General features: G+C 71.4%; 16 protein-coding genes. 5 read left to right on the top strand and 11 right to left on the bottom strand.

The genetic code is table 11. The features are described 5' to 3' along the window. The 3 genes from ABD297_RS01955 to ABD297_RS01945 all read right to left on the bottom strand — a co-directional run. On the bottom strand, positions 1–1,283 hold a 1,283-nt coding region (locus ABD297_RS01955; RefSeq protein WP_344252439.1), incomplete at its 3' end, for a M12 family metallopeptidase. 139 nt (positions 1,284–1,422) lie between these two features. Further along, positions 1,423–2,013, bottom strand: coding sequence for a hypothetical protein (locus ABD297_RS01950; protein ID WP_344252437.1), 591 nt, complete (start codon positions 2,011–2,013; stop codon positions 1,423–1,425). Positions 2,014–2,122: 109 nt separating this feature from the next. Next, the gene (locus ABD297_RS01945; protein WP_344252435.1) at positions 2,123–3,025 is read right to left on the bottom strand and encodes an LPXTG cell wall anchor domain-containing protein; all 903 of its coding nucleotides are present in this window, start codon (positions 3,023–3,025) and stop codon (positions 2,123–2,125) included. A gap of 177 nt (positions 3,026–3,202) precedes the next feature. On the opposite strand from ABD297_RS01945, the gene ABD297_RS01940 reads away from it, so the two are divergent. Next, positions 3,203–3,724, top strand: a complete 522-nt coding sequence (locus ABD297_RS01940) for a YbhB/YbcL family Raf kinase inhibitor-like protein (RefSeq protein ID WP_344252434.1) — start codon at positions 3,203–3,205, stop codon at positions 3,722–3,724. A 51-nt stretch (positions 3,725–3,775) separates the two neighbouring features. On the opposite strand, the gene ABD297_RS01935 is transcribed toward ABD297_RS01940, so the two are convergent. Together ABD297_RS01935 and ABD297_RS01930 are read right to left on the bottom strand one after the other, a co-directional pair. Next, the gene (locus ABD297_RS01935) at positions 3,776–4,369 is read right to left on the bottom strand and encodes a mycothiol transferase (RefSeq protein ID WP_344252432.1); all 594 of its coding nucleotides are present in this window, start codon (positions 4,367–4,369) and stop codon (positions 3,776–3,778) included. A 70-nt stretch (positions 4,370–4,439) separates the two neighbouring features. Continuing rightward, a complete protein-coding gene (locus ABD297_RS01930; protein WP_344252431.1) occupies positions 4,440–5,228 on the bottom strand; it encodes a sigma-70 family RNA polymerase sigma factor in 789 nt (262 codons plus the stop codon). A 383-nt stretch (positions 5,229–5,611) separates the two neighbouring features. Here ABD297_RS01930 and ABD297_RS01925 point away from each other — a divergent pair, with 383 nt between their 5' ends. The 4 genes from ABD297_RS01925 to ABD297_RS01910 all read left to right on the top strand — a co-directional run bounded on the left by ABD297_RS01925 (position 5,612) and on the right by ABD297_RS01910 (position 8,635). Next, the gene (locus tag ABD297_RS01925; protein ID WP_344252430.1) at positions 5,612–6,223 is read left to right on the top strand and encodes a hypothetical protein; all 612 of its coding nucleotides are present in this window, start codon (positions 5,612–5,614) and stop codon (positions 6,221–6,223) included. Between the two features lie 314 nt (positions 6,224–6,537). Beyond that, on the top strand, positions 6,538–6,792 hold the full coding sequence (locus tag ABD297_RS01920) for a hypothetical protein (protein ID WP_344252429.1): 255 nt from the start codon (positions 6,538–6,540) through the stop codon (positions 6,790–6,792). 210 nt (positions 6,793–7,002) lie between these two features. Further along, positions 7,003–7,623 carry a DUF47 domain-containing protein gene (locus ABD297_RS01915; RefSeq protein ID WP_344252428.1) on the top strand — a complete coding sequence of 207 codons (621 nt, stop codon included), beginning with the start codon at positions 7,003–7,005 and terminating at the stop codon, positions 7,621–7,623. A gap of 7 nt (positions 7,624–7,630) precedes the next feature. Next, entirely contained in the window at positions 7,631–8,635 is a 1,005-nt protein-coding gene (locus ABD297_RS01910) for an inorganic phosphate transporter (RefSeq protein WP_344252427.1), read from the top strand. A gap of 131 nt (positions 8,636–8,766) precedes the next feature. On the opposite strand, the gene pstB is transcribed toward ABD297_RS01910, so the two are convergent. The 6 genes from pstB to ABD297_RS01880 form a co-directional block, all read right to left on the bottom strand. Continuing rightward, positions 8,767–9,543 carry a phosphate ABC transporter ATP-binding protein PstB gene (pstB, locus tag ABD297_RS01905; RefSeq protein ID WP_344252426.1) on the bottom strand — a complete coding sequence of 259 codons (777 nt, stop codon included), beginning with the start codon at positions 9,541–9,543 and terminating at the stop codon, positions 8,767–8,769. Positions 9,544–9,562: 19 nt separating this feature from the next. Then, entirely contained in the window at positions 9,563–10,528 is a 966-nt protein-coding gene (gene pstA, locus ABD297_RS01900) for a phosphate ABC transporter permease PstA (protein WP_344252425.1), read from the bottom strand. Continuing rightward, on the bottom strand, positions 10,525–11,532 hold the full coding sequence (pstC, locus tag ABD297_RS01895) for a phosphate ABC transporter permease subunit PstC (protein WP_344252424.1): 1,008 nt from the start codon (positions 11,530–11,532) through the stop codon (positions 10,525–10,527). The genes pstA and pstC overlap by 4 nt, the downstream gene beginning before the upstream one ends. A 115-nt stretch (positions 11,533–11,647) precedes the next feature. Beyond that, the gene (gene pstS / locus ABD297_RS01890) at positions 11,648–12,775 is read right to left on the bottom strand and encodes a phosphate ABC transporter substrate-binding protein PstS (RefSeq protein ID WP_344252423.1); all 1,128 of its coding nucleotides are present in this window, start codon (positions 12,773–12,775) and stop codon (positions 11,648–11,650) included. A 281-nt stretch (positions 12,776–13,056) separates the two neighbouring features. Then, entirely contained in the window at positions 13,057–14,007 is a 951-nt protein-coding gene (locus ABD297_RS01885) for an NUDIX hydrolase (protein ID WP_344252422.1), read from the bottom strand. 101 nt (positions 14,008–14,108) lie between these two features. Further along, positions 14,109–15,491 carry a DUF1731 domain-containing protein gene (locus tag ABD297_RS01880; protein ID WP_344252421.1) on the bottom strand — a complete coding sequence of 461 codons (1,383 nt, stop codon included), beginning with the start codon at positions 15,489–15,491 and terminating at the stop codon, positions 14,109–14,111. Positions 15,492–15,511: the final 20 nt, after the last annotated feature.

Here is a 15,511-nt window from a genome sequence, read left to right as displayed (position 1 = left end):
TTGCCGACGAAGCTCCAGGTGAGGGCGCCGCCGTTCATGGTGCCGAGCCACCAGTTGTCGTCGCCGGGGTAGTAGAAGAGCACGTCGGTGGTGCCGTTGCCGGTGAAGTCCCCGACCCAGAAGGGTCGCCCGTCGTCCAGGTCCCCGAAGCCGCTCGTGTCACCGACGAGGGTGAAGGTGAGCGCACCCGCCGCCGTGGACCTCCCGAGGTACCAGACGTGCCGGGCGGGGGAGTAGTAGAGCAGCTGCTGGGCGGTGCCGCCCTCGAACCGCCCGACCCAGGTGTTCTTCGGGTTGGGGTAGACGTTGGGGTACATCTGCGCCACGGCGGCCCGGTCGCCGATGCTCAGCCCGGCACGCTGTCCCACGATGACTCCGGGAGGCAGCGCCTGGGTCGGGGTGATCGTCTCGGCCGTGCGCCCGGTCGCTGGGTCGACGATCCCAAAGGCCGTCCTGCCGTAGTGCATGATCGAGCCGTAGTCGTAGGCGCCGACGTCGTCGCCGTCGCTGATGTGCTGGTCGAAGTTGTGTGACTGCCCCGGCTGGATGTTGGCCCAGTTGATGGTGACGAACGAGTCCCGGTCCTCGCGGCTCTGCTCGTGCCAGAGACCGACGGCGTGACCGAGCTCGTGCACCGTCGCCCCGAACCCGCAGAGGCTGGAGAGGTTGACGTCCTGGGCGCCCCCACGGCGCCCCACCGACGAGGAGCACTCGTTCGCGTCGCGGCAGTTGAGCCGGTCACCGGTCCCGTTGGAGGGGACGAACGCGAGCCGGGTGTTGTCGTGCCAGTGCGTCACCGCGGACGTCAGGGCCGCTGACGCGGCGGCGGTCAGGGACGCGTCCACCACGAAGGGCACGCGGCCGGCCGGCCAGCGGAACTGCCCACCGGGGATGATCACCGCGCGGGTGTGCGGCTCGTCGGCCGCCTCGTCGACACCGGTCACCACCGTGCCGGGGGTGACGCCTCGGTGCAGACCGCGCGTGGCGTCACGTGCGGTCGATCGTCGGTCCTCGGCGACGAGCTGGAGGTCGCTGACCCGCCCGATGATGATGTCGCCCTCGACGTAGGCCACCCCGTCTCGCTCCGTGTACTGCACCGGACGGTCCCGGAAGGTGACGCCGGAGATCAACGCCGTCCCGCTGGGACCGGTCCCCGCGACCACCTCGCCTGCGGGCTGCACCTCGGTCCCGGACCTCTTGCGACCGCGACTCGCAGCCGTCGTACCGGCTGCCGGTCCGTCCTTCTTCGCCGCTGGCTGCTTCCTGCTCTTCCCCGGGGTCATGACTCGTCCTCTCCTGGTGTCGGCGCGCCGGATGGCGTCACGACCGGCACCCGGTGGGCGCGCGACGGCGCGGAGGGTGCGGTCACCAGGAAGAGGGCCGGGACCCTCTCGCAGATACCGTCGAAACGGACCAGATCGGTCAGGGACGCTGGCCGCGCACCCAGTCCTCCAGGCTGCCGTCGACGCGGCCGCGCATGACGACGGCCCAGACCAGCACGGAGGCGGCGAAGTCACCCATGGGCGCCGCCGCGGCGACCTCGTCACGCAGCGCGGCGAAGCTCGGCCCGTCGGTGGGGCTGCGGAAGCGCAGCCTCGGTGACTCGAGCACCACGGCTCGGGCGGCTGCCGGAAGGCTCTCGACCGTGGCCGGTCGCGTTGCGGCGACGGCCTGTCGACGCAGGATCGCACGCAACCGGATGAGGCCGCCGACCGTGACGCCGACGGCGGCCGCGGCCAGCACGACGGCGACACCCAGCGCCGCATCGGACTCGCGCACCTGCCACACCCGTGTCACCGCGCCCGCAGCGGCGGCCAGGACGAGGGCCACCGCGAACGGCCACCCGAGCCGCCACCAGGCCGCGTCACGCTTCAGCCGCTCCTGCTCGTAGAGACGCGACGCCCACTCCCGGACGGCAAAGACGGGGACGGCGCCGACGTCCGGCGCCACGGTGGAGGCCACGGGGTCCGGCAGCACCGGATCGGTGCGGTGCGCCCCTCGTTCTCTGCGCATCTGACCCCTGTCTGGTTTGTCACGTTTGCGAACTCCAGACTAACGACCCGTGCCGCCGATCGCAGGGACGTCCACCTCACCGGGGGCCCGTGGCGTCGCGGGCCGGCGGTCAGCGGCCCGAGCCACCCCTCCCGCCGACGGACCCGCCGACGTTGCCCGGACCGCCCGGACCGCCGTCACCCCCGGTGCTCTCGACCGGTCCGAGGGTCGTGCGCAGCTCGCGGCGTGCGGAGTCCACGACAGCCCGACGGGCACGGAACTGGTCCGGCCCCGCTCCCGCGGGCGCCGCGAGGTCGGCTCCCACCGCCTCGACCAGCCCGCGCAGCAGCCCGCGGACGTCGGTGGCCCGCTCCCCGCGAGCGACGTCGGGGGCGGTGGTCGACAGGGTGTGGAAGGTCGCGTCCGCCTCGACCAGTCGAGGCTGCGCCGCCGTCCAGATCGCCTGCGCCTCAGCGGTGCTCGTCCCGGAGATGACCTGAGGCGTCAGCGAGTCCTCGATCCACGACGCCTCGCGCTCCGCGTCGGCGAGGCGCTCGTCCCAGGCGCGGATCTCGGCCTGGGCCTGCCTGCGACGCAGCAGGAACCAGGCCAGCCCCCCGAGCACGACGAGCGCGAGCAGCAGCCAGGGCCACCAGGTCGTCCCGGTCTCGTCGGTCGGAGTGGTCGGTGCGGGTGGCGTGGTGGGCGCGGCCTCCGCGGTGGGCGTCGCCGTGACCGTCTCGGTCGCCGTCTGCGTCGCCGTCTGTGTGGCTGTCTCGGTGACGGTCGCCGTCGCCGTCGCCGTCGCGGTCGCCGTGGCCGTCTCCGTCATGGTCTCGGCCGGTGAGGTGGGGCCGGGCTTCGTGGGCAGGGTGAGCGTCGGCACCGTCACGGCTGGTAGGGAGGCCGTGGGCAGGTTGATGCTCGGGCGGGAGGTCGGCAACGAGATCGACCCGCCGCCCGAGCAGGCCGTCAGCACCGCCGTCGCGAGCAGCGTGGTCAGGGCGACGACGAAGGCGGGGGTGCGTCTCATGCGTGATTGTCCGTGCAGGTGCCCCTGTCGCTGCCTCACCCGCCCGGGGTGAAGAGCGGTTTGGAGAGCGTCGCGAACCCGCGCCGTGCGCCCGCGACGGGGACGACGAAAGGCTCGACACGGCATACCTGCCCGGTGGGTATGGTTCGAAGGTCAACGACTTCGCAGGAGGATCGCATGAGCCTGGACCGACCGGTCGCCCCCAACCCCTACGACCTGCTGCCGCAGGTGCCGTCCTTCACGGTGACGAGCACGGACGTCACCGACGGGGCCCCGCTCAAGGACGACCAGGTCGCGCACGAGGGCAACACCTCGCCGCAGCTGTCGTGGAGCGGAGCGCCGGAGGGCACGCAGAGCTACGTCGTCACGTGCTTCGACCCCGACGCGCCGACCCCCTCCGGCTTCTGGCACTGGGTGCTCGTCGACCTCCCGGCAGACGTCACCTCGCTCGACACGGGCGCTGCGTCGGCAGCCTTGCCCGGCAAGGCTTTCCACGTGCGCAACGACGGCGGCGAGCAGGGCTTCATGGGCGCGGCCCCGCCCGAGGGCGACCAGACGCACCGCTACTTCTTCGTCGTGCACGCGGTCTCCGAGCCGTCCCTCGGCGTCGACGACTCCGTGTCGCCGGCGGTCGTGTCGTTCAACCTCGCCTTCAAGACGCTCGGCCGCGCCGTCATCCACGGCACCTACCAGCACTGAGCCGTCACCGACGGCGTATGCCGGGTCGCCCATGGGGCGGCCCGGCACCGGTCACGCGAAGGTGAAGTGACCGGACGTCGGCGTCCAGCCGTCGGGCGGGTCCTCGCCCACCGTGCCGTCGATCGCCTCGCGCAGCAGGTCCGCGTGCCCGCTGTGGCGGGCGTACTCCTCGACGAGGTCCGAGACGAGCCGGCGCAGGTTCGCGTGCCGGCCGTCCGGCATCGACGCATGGATCTCCTGGGCGAGGCCACCGTGCTCCAGTGCGTCGGCCAGTCGCTGACGAGACCGCTGCACGGCGTCGTCGAAGAGGGCGTAGAGCGTCTCCGGTGAGTCGTGGGCCGCGGACTGGAACTCCCAGTCGTTGCTGCCGTCCCAGCCGGTTGCGTCCCACGGCGCCCCGATGGGCTCGCCGCGCATCCGGTGTGTGAACGTGTAGTCCTCGCACGAGGCGAGGTGCTTGAGCAGTCCCCCGAGCGTCAGGCTCGACGCGCCGACGCGGGTCGCCAGCCCGGCGGCGTCGAGGCCGTCCGCCTTCCAGCGGAAGGTGATCCGCATCCGCTCGAGGGACCCCACGAGCTGCTCGACGTCGTTGCCGGCGAGCGGTGGCTCCCACGGGGTCGGGTCCGTCGTCTGTGTTGTGGTCATGGGACGAACGGTAGGAGTGGTCCCGGACGTTCGACGTCCGGCACGAACGACCGTTTCGGTGACCCCGACCTCAGGCGCTGAGCAGCTCCGCGGAGTCCAGGTGCTCGCGCAGCTCTGCGAGCACGCGCCGCAGCAGCCGGCTGACCTGCATCGCGCTGAGGCCCATCTTCTGGGCGATCTCGGCCTGCGTCATGTCACGGGCGAAGCGCAGCTCGAGGATCTCCTGGTCGCGGGCGGGCAGGCGGCTGAGCGCCGTGCGCACGACGATGCCCTCGTCGAGCCCGGGGTCGGTCTGGTGGTCGGCGCGCGCGTCGACGAGGTCGAGCACGGGACGACCGCCCTCCGTCGTGGTCGCGTCGAGCGAGGCGGGTCGAAGGTTGGTCGAGGCCACCTGCGCCTCCTTGACCTGCTCGATCGTCAGGCCGAGCGAGTCGGCGAGGTCGGTCTGCGTGGGCTCGTGGCCCAGGGTCTGCTCGAGGCGCGTGCGGGCGTCGGTCACGAGCTGACGGCGCTCCTGGAGCCCGCGCGGCGGCCGGACGAGCCAGCCGTGGTCGCGGAAGTGGCGACGCAGCTCACCCGTGATCGTTGGCGTCGCGTAGGCGCCGAACTCGGTGGCCTGGTCGAGGTCGAAGCGACGAATCGCCTTGAGCAGCGCCAGGAACGCCACCTGCTCGAGGTCCTCGCGGTCGAGTCCCTTGCCGGCGTAGCGGTGTGCGAGGGAGCGGGCGAGCGGCATGTGCAGCCGGGTCACAGCCTCGAGAGCCGCCGACCTCTCGGTCTCGGAGGTGGACGTACGGGCCGTGACGATGAGCTCGCGGGTGCGGGCGTCCTTGCGGGGTCCGCGCGAAGGGTCGGTCATGTCGTCTCCATCCAGAGTGGGTGGCGGCGCTTTCTTGACCGACATCGAGAACCCTAGACAAAGTCTCAACATTGCACAAGCCCTAGACATTGGACGGCTCGTCATCGGCTGCGGCGACGGTCGAGGGCGCCGTCGTCGGGGCGCCCGCGAGGCCGCCACACGGCATACGTCCTCCTGTGAGTCGTCGATCCCGGCCCCGCGTCGTGCGGGCCACGAGGTGCGAGCCGCCTTGTCGTGCAAACGAACTGGCGTCGCAGGCGGAGCCTGTCCGCCGACAGGGCGTGCGTGTGCGGGCGGGAAAGGGGTGGTCGAGGGGGCCAGGGAGGCGCTCGGGCGCAGCGTGCCGGCCCGGGAGCGTCACCACCGGGAGCTAGCCTGCTGGGATGAGCGAGAGCGACCACCGCGCCCCGAGGCGTCCTGCCTTCTTCAGCGAGGCAGCCCTCGAGGCGCACGGTCCCGCCTACGACCCGACCGAGCAGATCCACGTCGCCCACGAGACCGCGCTCGCCCTGGTCCACGCCGGCCGGGCGGCGTCCGATCCCGCGGTGACGCAGAAGCTCGTCGCCCTCGTCGACGACATCGGCCTGTCGACCCTCGCGGAGCTGTGGTCCCAGCGCCCGGCCCGCTCGCTCCCCGGCGCCCTGTGGCGCCTCTACGTCCTGCGTGAGTGGGTCCGGCGCGCCCCCGAGGAGGCGAGCCGGGAGTATGCCGCGGGCATCCGTTTCACCGGGCCCAACCATGCCGTCGCGGGGGCTGCCGAGCCCCCCGGTCCCCAGGAGATGGGCCGCGTCATCGACGAGGTGCTGCGCGGCGTCTTCGAGGGCGACCTGGCCGTCGCGCTCGAACGCGCCTCTGCCTTCTGTCGCGTCGTCTCGGCGGGTCGCGCCGACATCTCCTCCGGCGACGAGTCCGCCGAGCTGGCCGCCAACGTCCTCGTCATGGCCGAGGACCTCACCGTCTGCGCGCGGCTCTGGCGCTCCGACGCCCTCAGCTGAGCACCCCCGCGCTGCGCCGGCTGCGGCCGGACGTGGGAGGGGCGTGCCCCTTGCGCCCCGACGTCTTTGGTGATCCGTTGAGGCGGCTTTATCCTTGGACGCGCGTCGGGTCGCGGTAGCCCCGGGTCCCAAATTCAGCCGCTACGAGCGGCCCTGTGCCGAGAGGCGCTCCCGACCCGACGCAACCTCCGCGGTGTGGGGAGCCGTCGTGCGCCGTTCGTCGGCACCGGTTGCCGTGCCGTAGCACACGAGGTCCCTCATGTCCTGAGCGGCTTCCCCCCACCAGTCCCGGCGCGGGCGCCTAGATTGTTCCCATGACGCCCGCTGAGGAGCGGTCCGGTGACCTGCTCGATGTCGCACTAGCCGACGAGATCGAACTCGTGAGTGACCTCGTCGTCGCTGCCTCCTCCAGTCCTCGCCATTTCACGCCCCAAGAGGTCGACGAGCTGCTCGGCGTCCCGGGGGAGAGCGGCAAGGCCTCGGACGAGCCCGCGGTGGCCGGCCCGTCGGACGTGCCGGACGTGCCGGACGTGCCGGACGTGCCGGGCTCACCCTCCACCTCGGACTGAGGGCGGGGGCCGCACCCCGGTGCCCGCCGGCGTCCGCCCACGGCCACGACGCCGGCCACGGCGCCGTCGCGACGCGGCCCGTGCTGCCGAGCCCACGACGGCGGGGACGTCGGCCCGGGTGAACGCCGGATTGACGCTCGGTTGCACTGGAGTGTCCGCGACGCCGTAGCATCTTGCCCGGACCAGCCCTCGATCGACCGGAGCATCCCCGTGGGTTTTCGCCTCACACCCCAGGACACGAGCTTTTTCACCCTCTTCACCTCCTCTGCGCAGCTGCTCGTGGAGGCGACCAGGGAGCTGACCCGCTTCCTCGAGGTCGAGCCCTCGAAGCGGTCTGCGGTGGCCGACCGGCTGAAGGAGCTCGAGCACGCCGCCGACGACGCGACGCACGAGCTCATCAACAAGGTCAACAGCTCGTTCATCACGCCGTTCGACCGCGAGGACATCCACAACCTCGCCGCGTCCCTCGACGACTGCATGGACTACATCGAGGAGACCGCCGACCTCATCGTGCTCTACCGCATGGGTGAGATCCCCGAGGGCCTCGCCGAGCAGTTCGAGATCCTCGCCCGGATGGCCGAGGTCACGGCCGAGGCCATGCCGCGGCTGCGCTCGATGAAGGACCTCAAGAGCTACTGGATCGAGATCAACCGTCTCGAGAACCAGGCCGACTCGCTCCACCGCAAGATGGTGGCCGCCCTCTTCAACAACTCGCCGGACCCGGTCAACGTGATCAAGGTCAAGGCCATCGTCGACGGCTTCGAGAACGCCGCCGACGCGTTCGAGAAGGTGGCCCACGTCGTCGAGGGCATCGCGGTCAAGGAGTCCTGACCCACTGATGGACACAACCATCCCCGTCCTCGGGATCGGTGCGGTCATCGCACTGGCCATGGGCTTCAACTACACCAACGGCTTCCACGACGCCGCCAACGCGATCGCGACCTCGGTCTCCACCCGGGCGCTGACCCCCCGCGTCGCGCTCGCGATGGCAGCCATCGCCAACCTCTTCGGTGCCTTCTTCGGCACCAAGGTCGCCAAGACGATCGGCTCGGGCATCATCGAACAGCCGCAGGGCGTCAACGGGCTGTGGCTCGTCGCCGCGGCGCTCATCGGCGCCATCGGGTGGAACCTGCTGACCTGGTGGTTCGGGCTCCCGTCGAGCTCGTCCCACGCCCTCATCGGCGGACTCGGCGGTGCCGCGCTCGTCGCGGGCGTGGCCGTCAAGTGGAGCGTCATCTGGGAGAAGGTCATCATCCCGATGGTCGTCTCGCCGATCGTCGGCCTCGTCGTCGGCTACATCGTCATGACGGCGATCTTCTGGATCTTCCGCAACGCCAACCCCGGCCGGGTGACACGCGGCTTCCGTCTCGCGCAGACGGCGTCCGCCGCCGCGATGGCCTTCGGCCACGGCCTGCAGGACGCCGCGAAGACCGCCGGCGTCGTCGTGCTCGCGCTGACCATCTCGGGTCTGCACGAGGGCGACACCGTCCCGATCTGGGTCCTCGTGCTGTCGGCCGTCGTCATCTCCCTGGGCACGTATGCCGGAGGGTGGCGCATCATGCGCACGCTGGGTCGTCGCATCATCGACCTCACCCCGCCGCAGGGCTTCGCGGCCGAGACGACCGCGGCCGCCATCCTCTACGTGGCCGGCCTCGCCTTCGGCGCGCCGATCTCGACGACCCACACCATCACGGCGGCCATCATGGGTGTCGGTGCCACCAAGCGCCTGTCGGCCGTGCGCTGGAGCGTCGCGGGCAACATCGTCGGCGCGTGGTTCCTCACCTTCCCCGGCGCCGGCCTCGTGGCCGTCGTGGCCTGGTACCTCACGTCCGTCTTCCGCTGAGCGCTGAGCGCTGACGCACGCCACGCGGCATACGCCCACGGCTCGTCCCGCAACACACCGGACAGACGTCAACCCCGCACGGTCGTGACCGTGCGGGGTTGACGCGTACCCCGTGTGTTGCGGGAGGCGGCTCAGCCGAAGCGGCCCGAGATGTAGTCCTCGGTGGCCTGCTCGGTGGGGTTGTTGAAGATGCGCGTCGTGTCGCCGATCTCGACGAGACGGCCCGGCTCCCCGGTCGCCTTGAGGTTGAAGAAGGCCGTGCGGTCCGAGACGCGGGCCGCCTGCTGCATGTTGTGCGTGACGATGACGATCGTGAACTCGTTCTTGAGCTCGTTGATGAGGTCCTCGATGGCGAGCGTCGAGATCGGGTCCAGGGCCGAGCACGGCTCGTCCATGAGCAGCACCTGCGGCTGCACCGCGATCGCACGCGCGATGCAGAGGCGCTGCTGCTGGCCACCGGAGAGGCCGGCACCCGGCTTGTTCAGGCGGTCCTTGACCTCGTTCCAGAGGTTCGCGCCCTTGAGCGAGCTCTCGACGATGCCGTCGAGCGTCTTCTTGTTCTTCACGCCGTTGAGGCGCAGGCCGGCCGCGACGTTGTCGTAGATCGACATCGTCGGGAACGGGTTGGGCCGCTGGAACACCATGCCGATGGTGCGGCGCACCGTCACCGGGTCCATCGAGCCGTCGTAGAGGTCCTGGTCGTCGAGCATGACCTTGCCCTCGACCCGGCCGCCGGGGATCACCTCGTGCATGCGGTTCAGGGTGCGCAGGAAGGTCGACTTGCCGCAGCCGGACGGGCCGATGAACGCCGTCACGGACCGGGGCTCGACCGTCATCGTGACGCCCTCGACGGCCTTGAACGCGCCGTAGTAGACGTTGAGGTCGCTGACGTCGATTCGCTTTGCCATTGCTGGGGTTCGCTTTCTCTTACTTCTTGACCGAGCCGTAGTGCGCGATGACACGGCCGATGAGGTTGAGCAGCAGGACGAGGATGATCAGGGTCAGGGCGGCGCCCCACATGCGCTCGGCGGCGGTGGCCAGCGCGAAGTCGCCGCGGTCCTGGTTGATCATCATGGGCAGCGTCGGGAAGTTGCCGTTGAACAGGTCGCGCTGGAAGTTCTTCGTGTAGGGCGCGAGGATCAGCAGCGGCGCGGTCTCGCCCATGACGCGGGCGATGCCGAGGAGCACGCCGGTGACGATGCCCGAGAAGGCCGTGCGCAGCACGACCTTGACGACGGTGACCCACTTGGGCACACCGAGGGCGTATGCCGCCTCGCGCAGCTCGTTGGGCACGAGCTTGAGCATCTCCTCGGTCGAGCGCACGACCACGGGGATCATGAGCAGCACGAGGGCGAGCGACGCGGCGAAGCCGGACCGGCCGAGGCCGAAGGTCGTCACCCACACGGCATAGATGAACAGGGCCGCGACGATCGAGGGGACGCCCGAGAGGATGTCGACGGTGAAGCTGATCGCCCGCGCGAGACGGCCGCGGCCGTACTCGACGAGGTAGACGGCCGTGAGGATGCCGATGGGCACCGCGATGAGCGCGGTGAAGCCGACCATCGTCAGGGTGCCCTCGATGGCGTGGCGCGCGCCGCCGCCGAAGTCGTCGGAGTTGATGTTGCGCTGGTTGCCCGTCCACCACGTCGCTGTGGTGAGCATGTGGAAGCCCTTGCCCACGACGGTGCCGAGGATCCACACGAGCGGCACCATCGCCAGGGCGAAGGCGCCCCACATGACGACCCTGGCGACGACGTCCTTGACCATGCGGGCACGGTGCGGGTTGCTCATCTCGGACAGGGCGTCGCGGCCCGAGCGGCCGCCGGGAGGCGTCGACGGGTCCCCGGGCACGACCTCGTCGTCCGGGACGCGGCGGTCGGTCGCGGTGCTCATTCGGTGAAGGCCTTCCTGCGCTCGATGACGACCCGGGCGATGCTGTTGACCACGAAGGTCAGCACAAAGAGGACGAGGCCCGCGGCGATGTAGGCGCCGGTCTTGGTGGGGTTGCTGAACTCGGCTGCGTTGTTGGCGATCTTCGAGGCGAACGTCTCGCCGCCGTTGAAGAGCGACCACGTCCACGGGCTGCCGTCCGAGAGGGCCGACACGAGGAAGGTGACGGCGATCGTCTCGCCGAGCGCGCGCCCGAGGGCCAGCATCGAGGCGGAGATGACGCCCGGGCGACCGAAGGGCAGCACCGCGGTGCGGATCATCTCCCACTGCGTGGCGCCGAGCGCGAGCGCGCCCTCCTTGTGGGCCGTGGGCGTCTGGTCGAAGACCTCGCGCGAGAGCGCCGTGACGATCGGGAGCACCATGATCGCGAGGACGATGCCGATGAAGAAGATCGTGCCGCCGCTGATGCCGGTGGGGGCGAAGAGCGGGAACCAGCCGAGCTTGTCCTCGATCCAGCCCTGCACCGGCTTGAAGACCGGGGCGAAGGCGATGAGGCCCCAGAGGCCGTAGACGATGGAGGGCACTGCGGCGAGCAGGTCGACGAGACCGGCGGCGGCGCGCCGCATCCAGGTGGGGGCGTACTGCGTGATGAACAGCGCCACGGCCACGCCGACCGGGACCGCGATGAGCATCGCGATGGTCGAGGCCGTGACCGTCGTCCAGAGGAACTCGAGGATGCCGAAGGCCGGCTGGTCGCCACCCGGCGACCAGACCCGGCTCGTGAAGAAGTTCGCCGAGTTGTCCATGAGGGCCGGCACGGCCTGGACGATGAGGAAGACGGCGATCAGGGTCACGATGGCGATGACGAGGACGCCCGAGAGCGTCGCGGCGCCGCCGAAGAGCCGGTCGCCGAAACGACCCGTGGACGCCCGGTCGCCGTGCAGGGGCTTCTGTCCGTCGGGTCCGGGGACCTGGTCCGCGGCGGACACGCCCGTCACTGTGGACACGTGGAGGCCTCTTCCTTCGTTCGGGTGGTACTGGCGCAGGGACGGACGCCGTTTCTGGCGCCCGCCCCTGCGTGGTCGACCAGGACGGATCGCTCCGGCCGGGTCAGGCGGTGGTTCAGGAGATCGCGTCGACCGCGGTCTTGACCTTGGTGGCGACCTCGGTCGGCAGCGGGGCGTAGCCCTTGGCCTCGAGGCCCTTCTGGACCTCGTCCGAGGCGAAGGTCTTGAGGAAGCTCTTGACCTTCTTGCCGGTCGCGGCGTCGGCGTACTTCGAGCAGACGATCTCGTACGTCACGAGGACGATCGGGTAGGCACCGGCCTCCTTGGTGGCGTAGTCGATCTTGAGCGCGAGGTCGTTGCCGGTGCCGGTCTGCTTGGCGGTGGCGATCGTCTTGCCGGCCGACTCGGCGGTCAGCGCGACGGGGCCGGAGCCGGTGTCGATCTGGGCCATCGGCAGCTGGTTCTGCTGGGCGTAGGAGAGCTCGACGTAGGTGATGCCGCCGTCCTGGTTCTTCGTGGCGGTGGCGACACCGGCCGACTTCTCCTTGCCCTCGCCCTTGCCGGTCCACTTCTTGCCGGTCTCGTAGGACCAGGCGTCGGGGGCCGCGGCCTTGAGGTACTTGGTGAAGTTCTCGGTCGTGCCCGACTCGTCGGAGCGGAAGAAGACCTTGATCGGCGTCGAGGGCAGCGTGACGCCCTTGTTGAGCGCCGCGATGGCCGGGTCGTTCCACGTCGTGATCTTGCCGTCGAAGATCTTCGCGGCGACCTCGGCGTTGAGCACGAGCTTGTCGACGCCCTTGACGTTGTAGGCGATCGCGATCGGGCCCGTGACCATGGGCAGGTTCCAGGCATCGGAGCCGCAGGCGGCCTTGGCGTCGTCGGCCTCGATCTTGCCGTCCTTCGGCTTCGTCTTGAGCGAGGAGTCGGAGCCGGCGAAGTCGACCTGCTTGGCGATGAACTGCTTGATGCCGGCACCGGAGCCGGTGGGCTGGTAGTCGATGTTGGCGTCGGAACAGGCCGTCTGGTAGGCCTTGATGGCCTCGTCGATGGCGTTCTTCTGCGCCGAGGAGCCCTCGGCCTTGAGGTCGCCGCTGAAGCAGTCGCCCGCCGCGGAGGAGGCGCCGCCGGCGCCGGTCGAGCCGGCCCCCGGCTGGGCGCCGTTGTTCTCGGACGCGCAGGCGGAGAGCGCAAGAGCGCCGGACAGGGCGATGGCGCCGAGAGCGCTGATACGCGAAACAGACACGAGTGTGATCCCTCTCGATGGGGTGTTCGTGGGTGGTCGGTGGTGGTCGTAGCGGTCGGATCCGAGCGACGCTGCTGGATGGTGATCCACGGCGAACATAGGTGCGCAGGGTGACCAGCGGTCCATCTGCGGTTAACACAGGGTGAACGACGGTCGACGTCTTGGGGTGGGGTGCCACCTCGGGATGCGGCTGCCCCCGGACGGGCGCACGATGAAGGGTTTCCGGCTGGGTCCGAAGGCTCGCCCGCGCCCGGGTGGCACCCCGCCAGCGGCCCGGCTCCTCAGGTGTCGATGCGCTCCACGTCGACCACCCGGGCGTCCTCGCCGCGGCCGACGAGGTGGCACACGAGTGCCTCGCCCTTGTGCATGGACTCGTCGGCGGCGACCCTCAGGTGCTCCGCCACGACGCCGCCTCGCTCGGGGGAGGGGGCCACCCGGGCGAGCAGGATCCCGAGCAGCGTCGGGAGCACCGGCCCGTGGCTGCAGAGCGCCGCGGCGTCACCGCGTTCGAGCAGTCGCTGGACCTGTGCGACGGCGCCCTCGTCGCTCTCGGCGAAGCCCTCCTCGGAGAGCGCGTCGCGGGTGCGCAGGCGCAGGCCGTGGCGGACGGCATACGGCTCCAGGGTGGAGACGCAGCGGGTCGACGACGAGGAGACGACCCGCGTCACGCCGTACGCGCCGAGGACGTCGGCGAGGGCGAGCGCCTGCGAGCGGCCGACGGCGTCGAGGGGGCGACGTCGGTCGTCGCCCTCCCACCGGCCCCGCGGCGTGGCCTTCGCGTGCCGGACGAGGACGAGCGGCCACGACCGCAGCTCGTCGGCGCGCTCCGCCCGGACGAGCGCGAGCAGCTGCTCGCGGTCCCGGGCGTAGTCGAGGCGGTCGTGCGCCGTGCGCACGTCGACCCAGGCGACCTCGTCGATCTCGTGCTCGAGCGCGCCGGTGCCGCCCGTGACGCGCGCGGACCAGTAGTGCACCTGCTTGGTGGCCGGACCGCCCGTCGGGTCGAGCACGGGGTACTCCGCCGACGGCAGCGGCACGCCGAGGCGCACGACGAGGCCGGTCTCCTCGAGGGTCTCGCGCGCGGCCGCCACGCACGGGTGCTCGCCCGGGTCGAGCTTGCCCTTGGCCCACGACCAGTCGTCGTACTTCGGTCGGTGCACGAGGGCGACCTCGAGACGTCCATCGCGACGCCGCCAGGGCAGCGTTCCGGCGGCGGGGATCACAGAGGCCACACGCGCCAGTGTGCCCGACGATCCCTCCCGGGGCGCCCCGACCTGCCCGACGGGTCCGCCCTGCCCGTATGCCGGTCAGCCCAGGAGGTCAGCTCAGGAGGTCAGCTCAGGAGGTCGTCGAGGGCGTCGTCGAGCGTCGGGTGGGCGAAGCGGAGACCCGCGTCGCGGAGCACGTCGGAGGTGCAGTGGCGACCGGTGAGGCCGAGCGCCGGGTCGGTGCGCAGCAGGATGCTTCCGACCCGCACGGCGAGCTCCGGCGTCGGCGGCGCCGCCGGTCGCCGCAGGTGACGGCGGAGCGAGCCCATCAGCTCCCCGTTGCGGACGGGCCGGGGGGCGGCTGCGACGACGACTCCGTCGGGGATGTCCAGGCCGGCCTCGAGGCCGAGGGCGGCCCGGACGAGCGTCAGCCAGTCCTCGACGTGGATCCAGCTGAACCACTGGCGCCCCGATCCGACCCGTCCACCGAGCCCGGCGCGGGTCAGGCCCGTCAGCCGGTCGAGCGCCGGGGAGCCGGCCTGCAGCACGATCGAGGTGCGCAGCACGACGAGGTGTCGGGTCGCGGCCCCCTCGGTCGCGGCCTCCCACGGCTCGGCGACGCCCGTCATCTGGGGGAGTGCCCGGCTGCCGGTGGGCAGGGGCGTGCTCTCGGTGACCGGCGACTCGCCGGCGTCGGACCAGATTGCCGTCGTCGACCCCTGCACCCAGCGCGCGAGCGGCTCGTGCCCCGCCCGGCTCGCCTCGACGAGGGCCAGCGTGGGCCGCACGCGCGACTCGCGCAGGTCGGCCACGGCCTCGGCGGTGGGCCGCGCGTCGACGAGGCGACCGGCGAGGTTGACGACGGCCGTGCGGGCGGGCCCGGCGAGCTCACGGGTCCACGCTCCCTGGCGTATGCCGTCCCACTCGGTCTGGCGGTACGGGAGCCCCTGGTCGGTCCGCCGGGTGAGCAGCACGACCTCGTGCCCCCGTGCGAGCAGGTCGGCGGCGAGGGCGCGCCCGAGCGTGCCGGAGCCGCCCGCGACGACGACCTTGAGCAGGTCGGCGGACGTCGGCACGGTGAGGGCCGCGAGGCGGGCCACCTGCTCGGTCCACCCGTCGGCGATCGAGCGGGCGACGGCGAGCACCACGGGGACCGTCGACGGGCCCGTGACGGTGACCCGCTGCCGCAGCAGCGTGCCCGTGCCCTCGGGGCGGAGCGTCCACTCGACGCGCATCACCCCGCCCGGGACGGGCTGCTCGACGACGAGGGCGCGCGGCGGCTCGACGGCGACGAGCCGCAGCGGCGGGGCGGTGCGCCCGTGGAGTGCCCGCGCCCAGCGCAGGGACGGCAGGTAGGCCCCGCTGCCGCCCGACACGGGCTCGCCGTCGAGCGTCACGTCGTGGATCGCGACGCACCACTCGGGCCACCGGCGAGGGTCACCGACGACGGACCACACCGTCTCCGGGTCCGTCGCCAGGTGCTGCGAGTGGGTGCGCTGCCACGTCATGCCCCCACCGTAGGAGACGG

It is taken from the genome of Terrabacter carboxydivorans, from assembly GCF_039532035.1.
GTDB lineage: Bacteria > Actinomycetota > Actinomycetes > Actinomycetales > Dermatophilaceae > Terrabacter > Terrabacter carboxydivorans.
The sequence above is the reverse complement of the archived record's forward strand: the minus strand, read 5'-3'. Positions and strand labels throughout refer to the sequence as shown.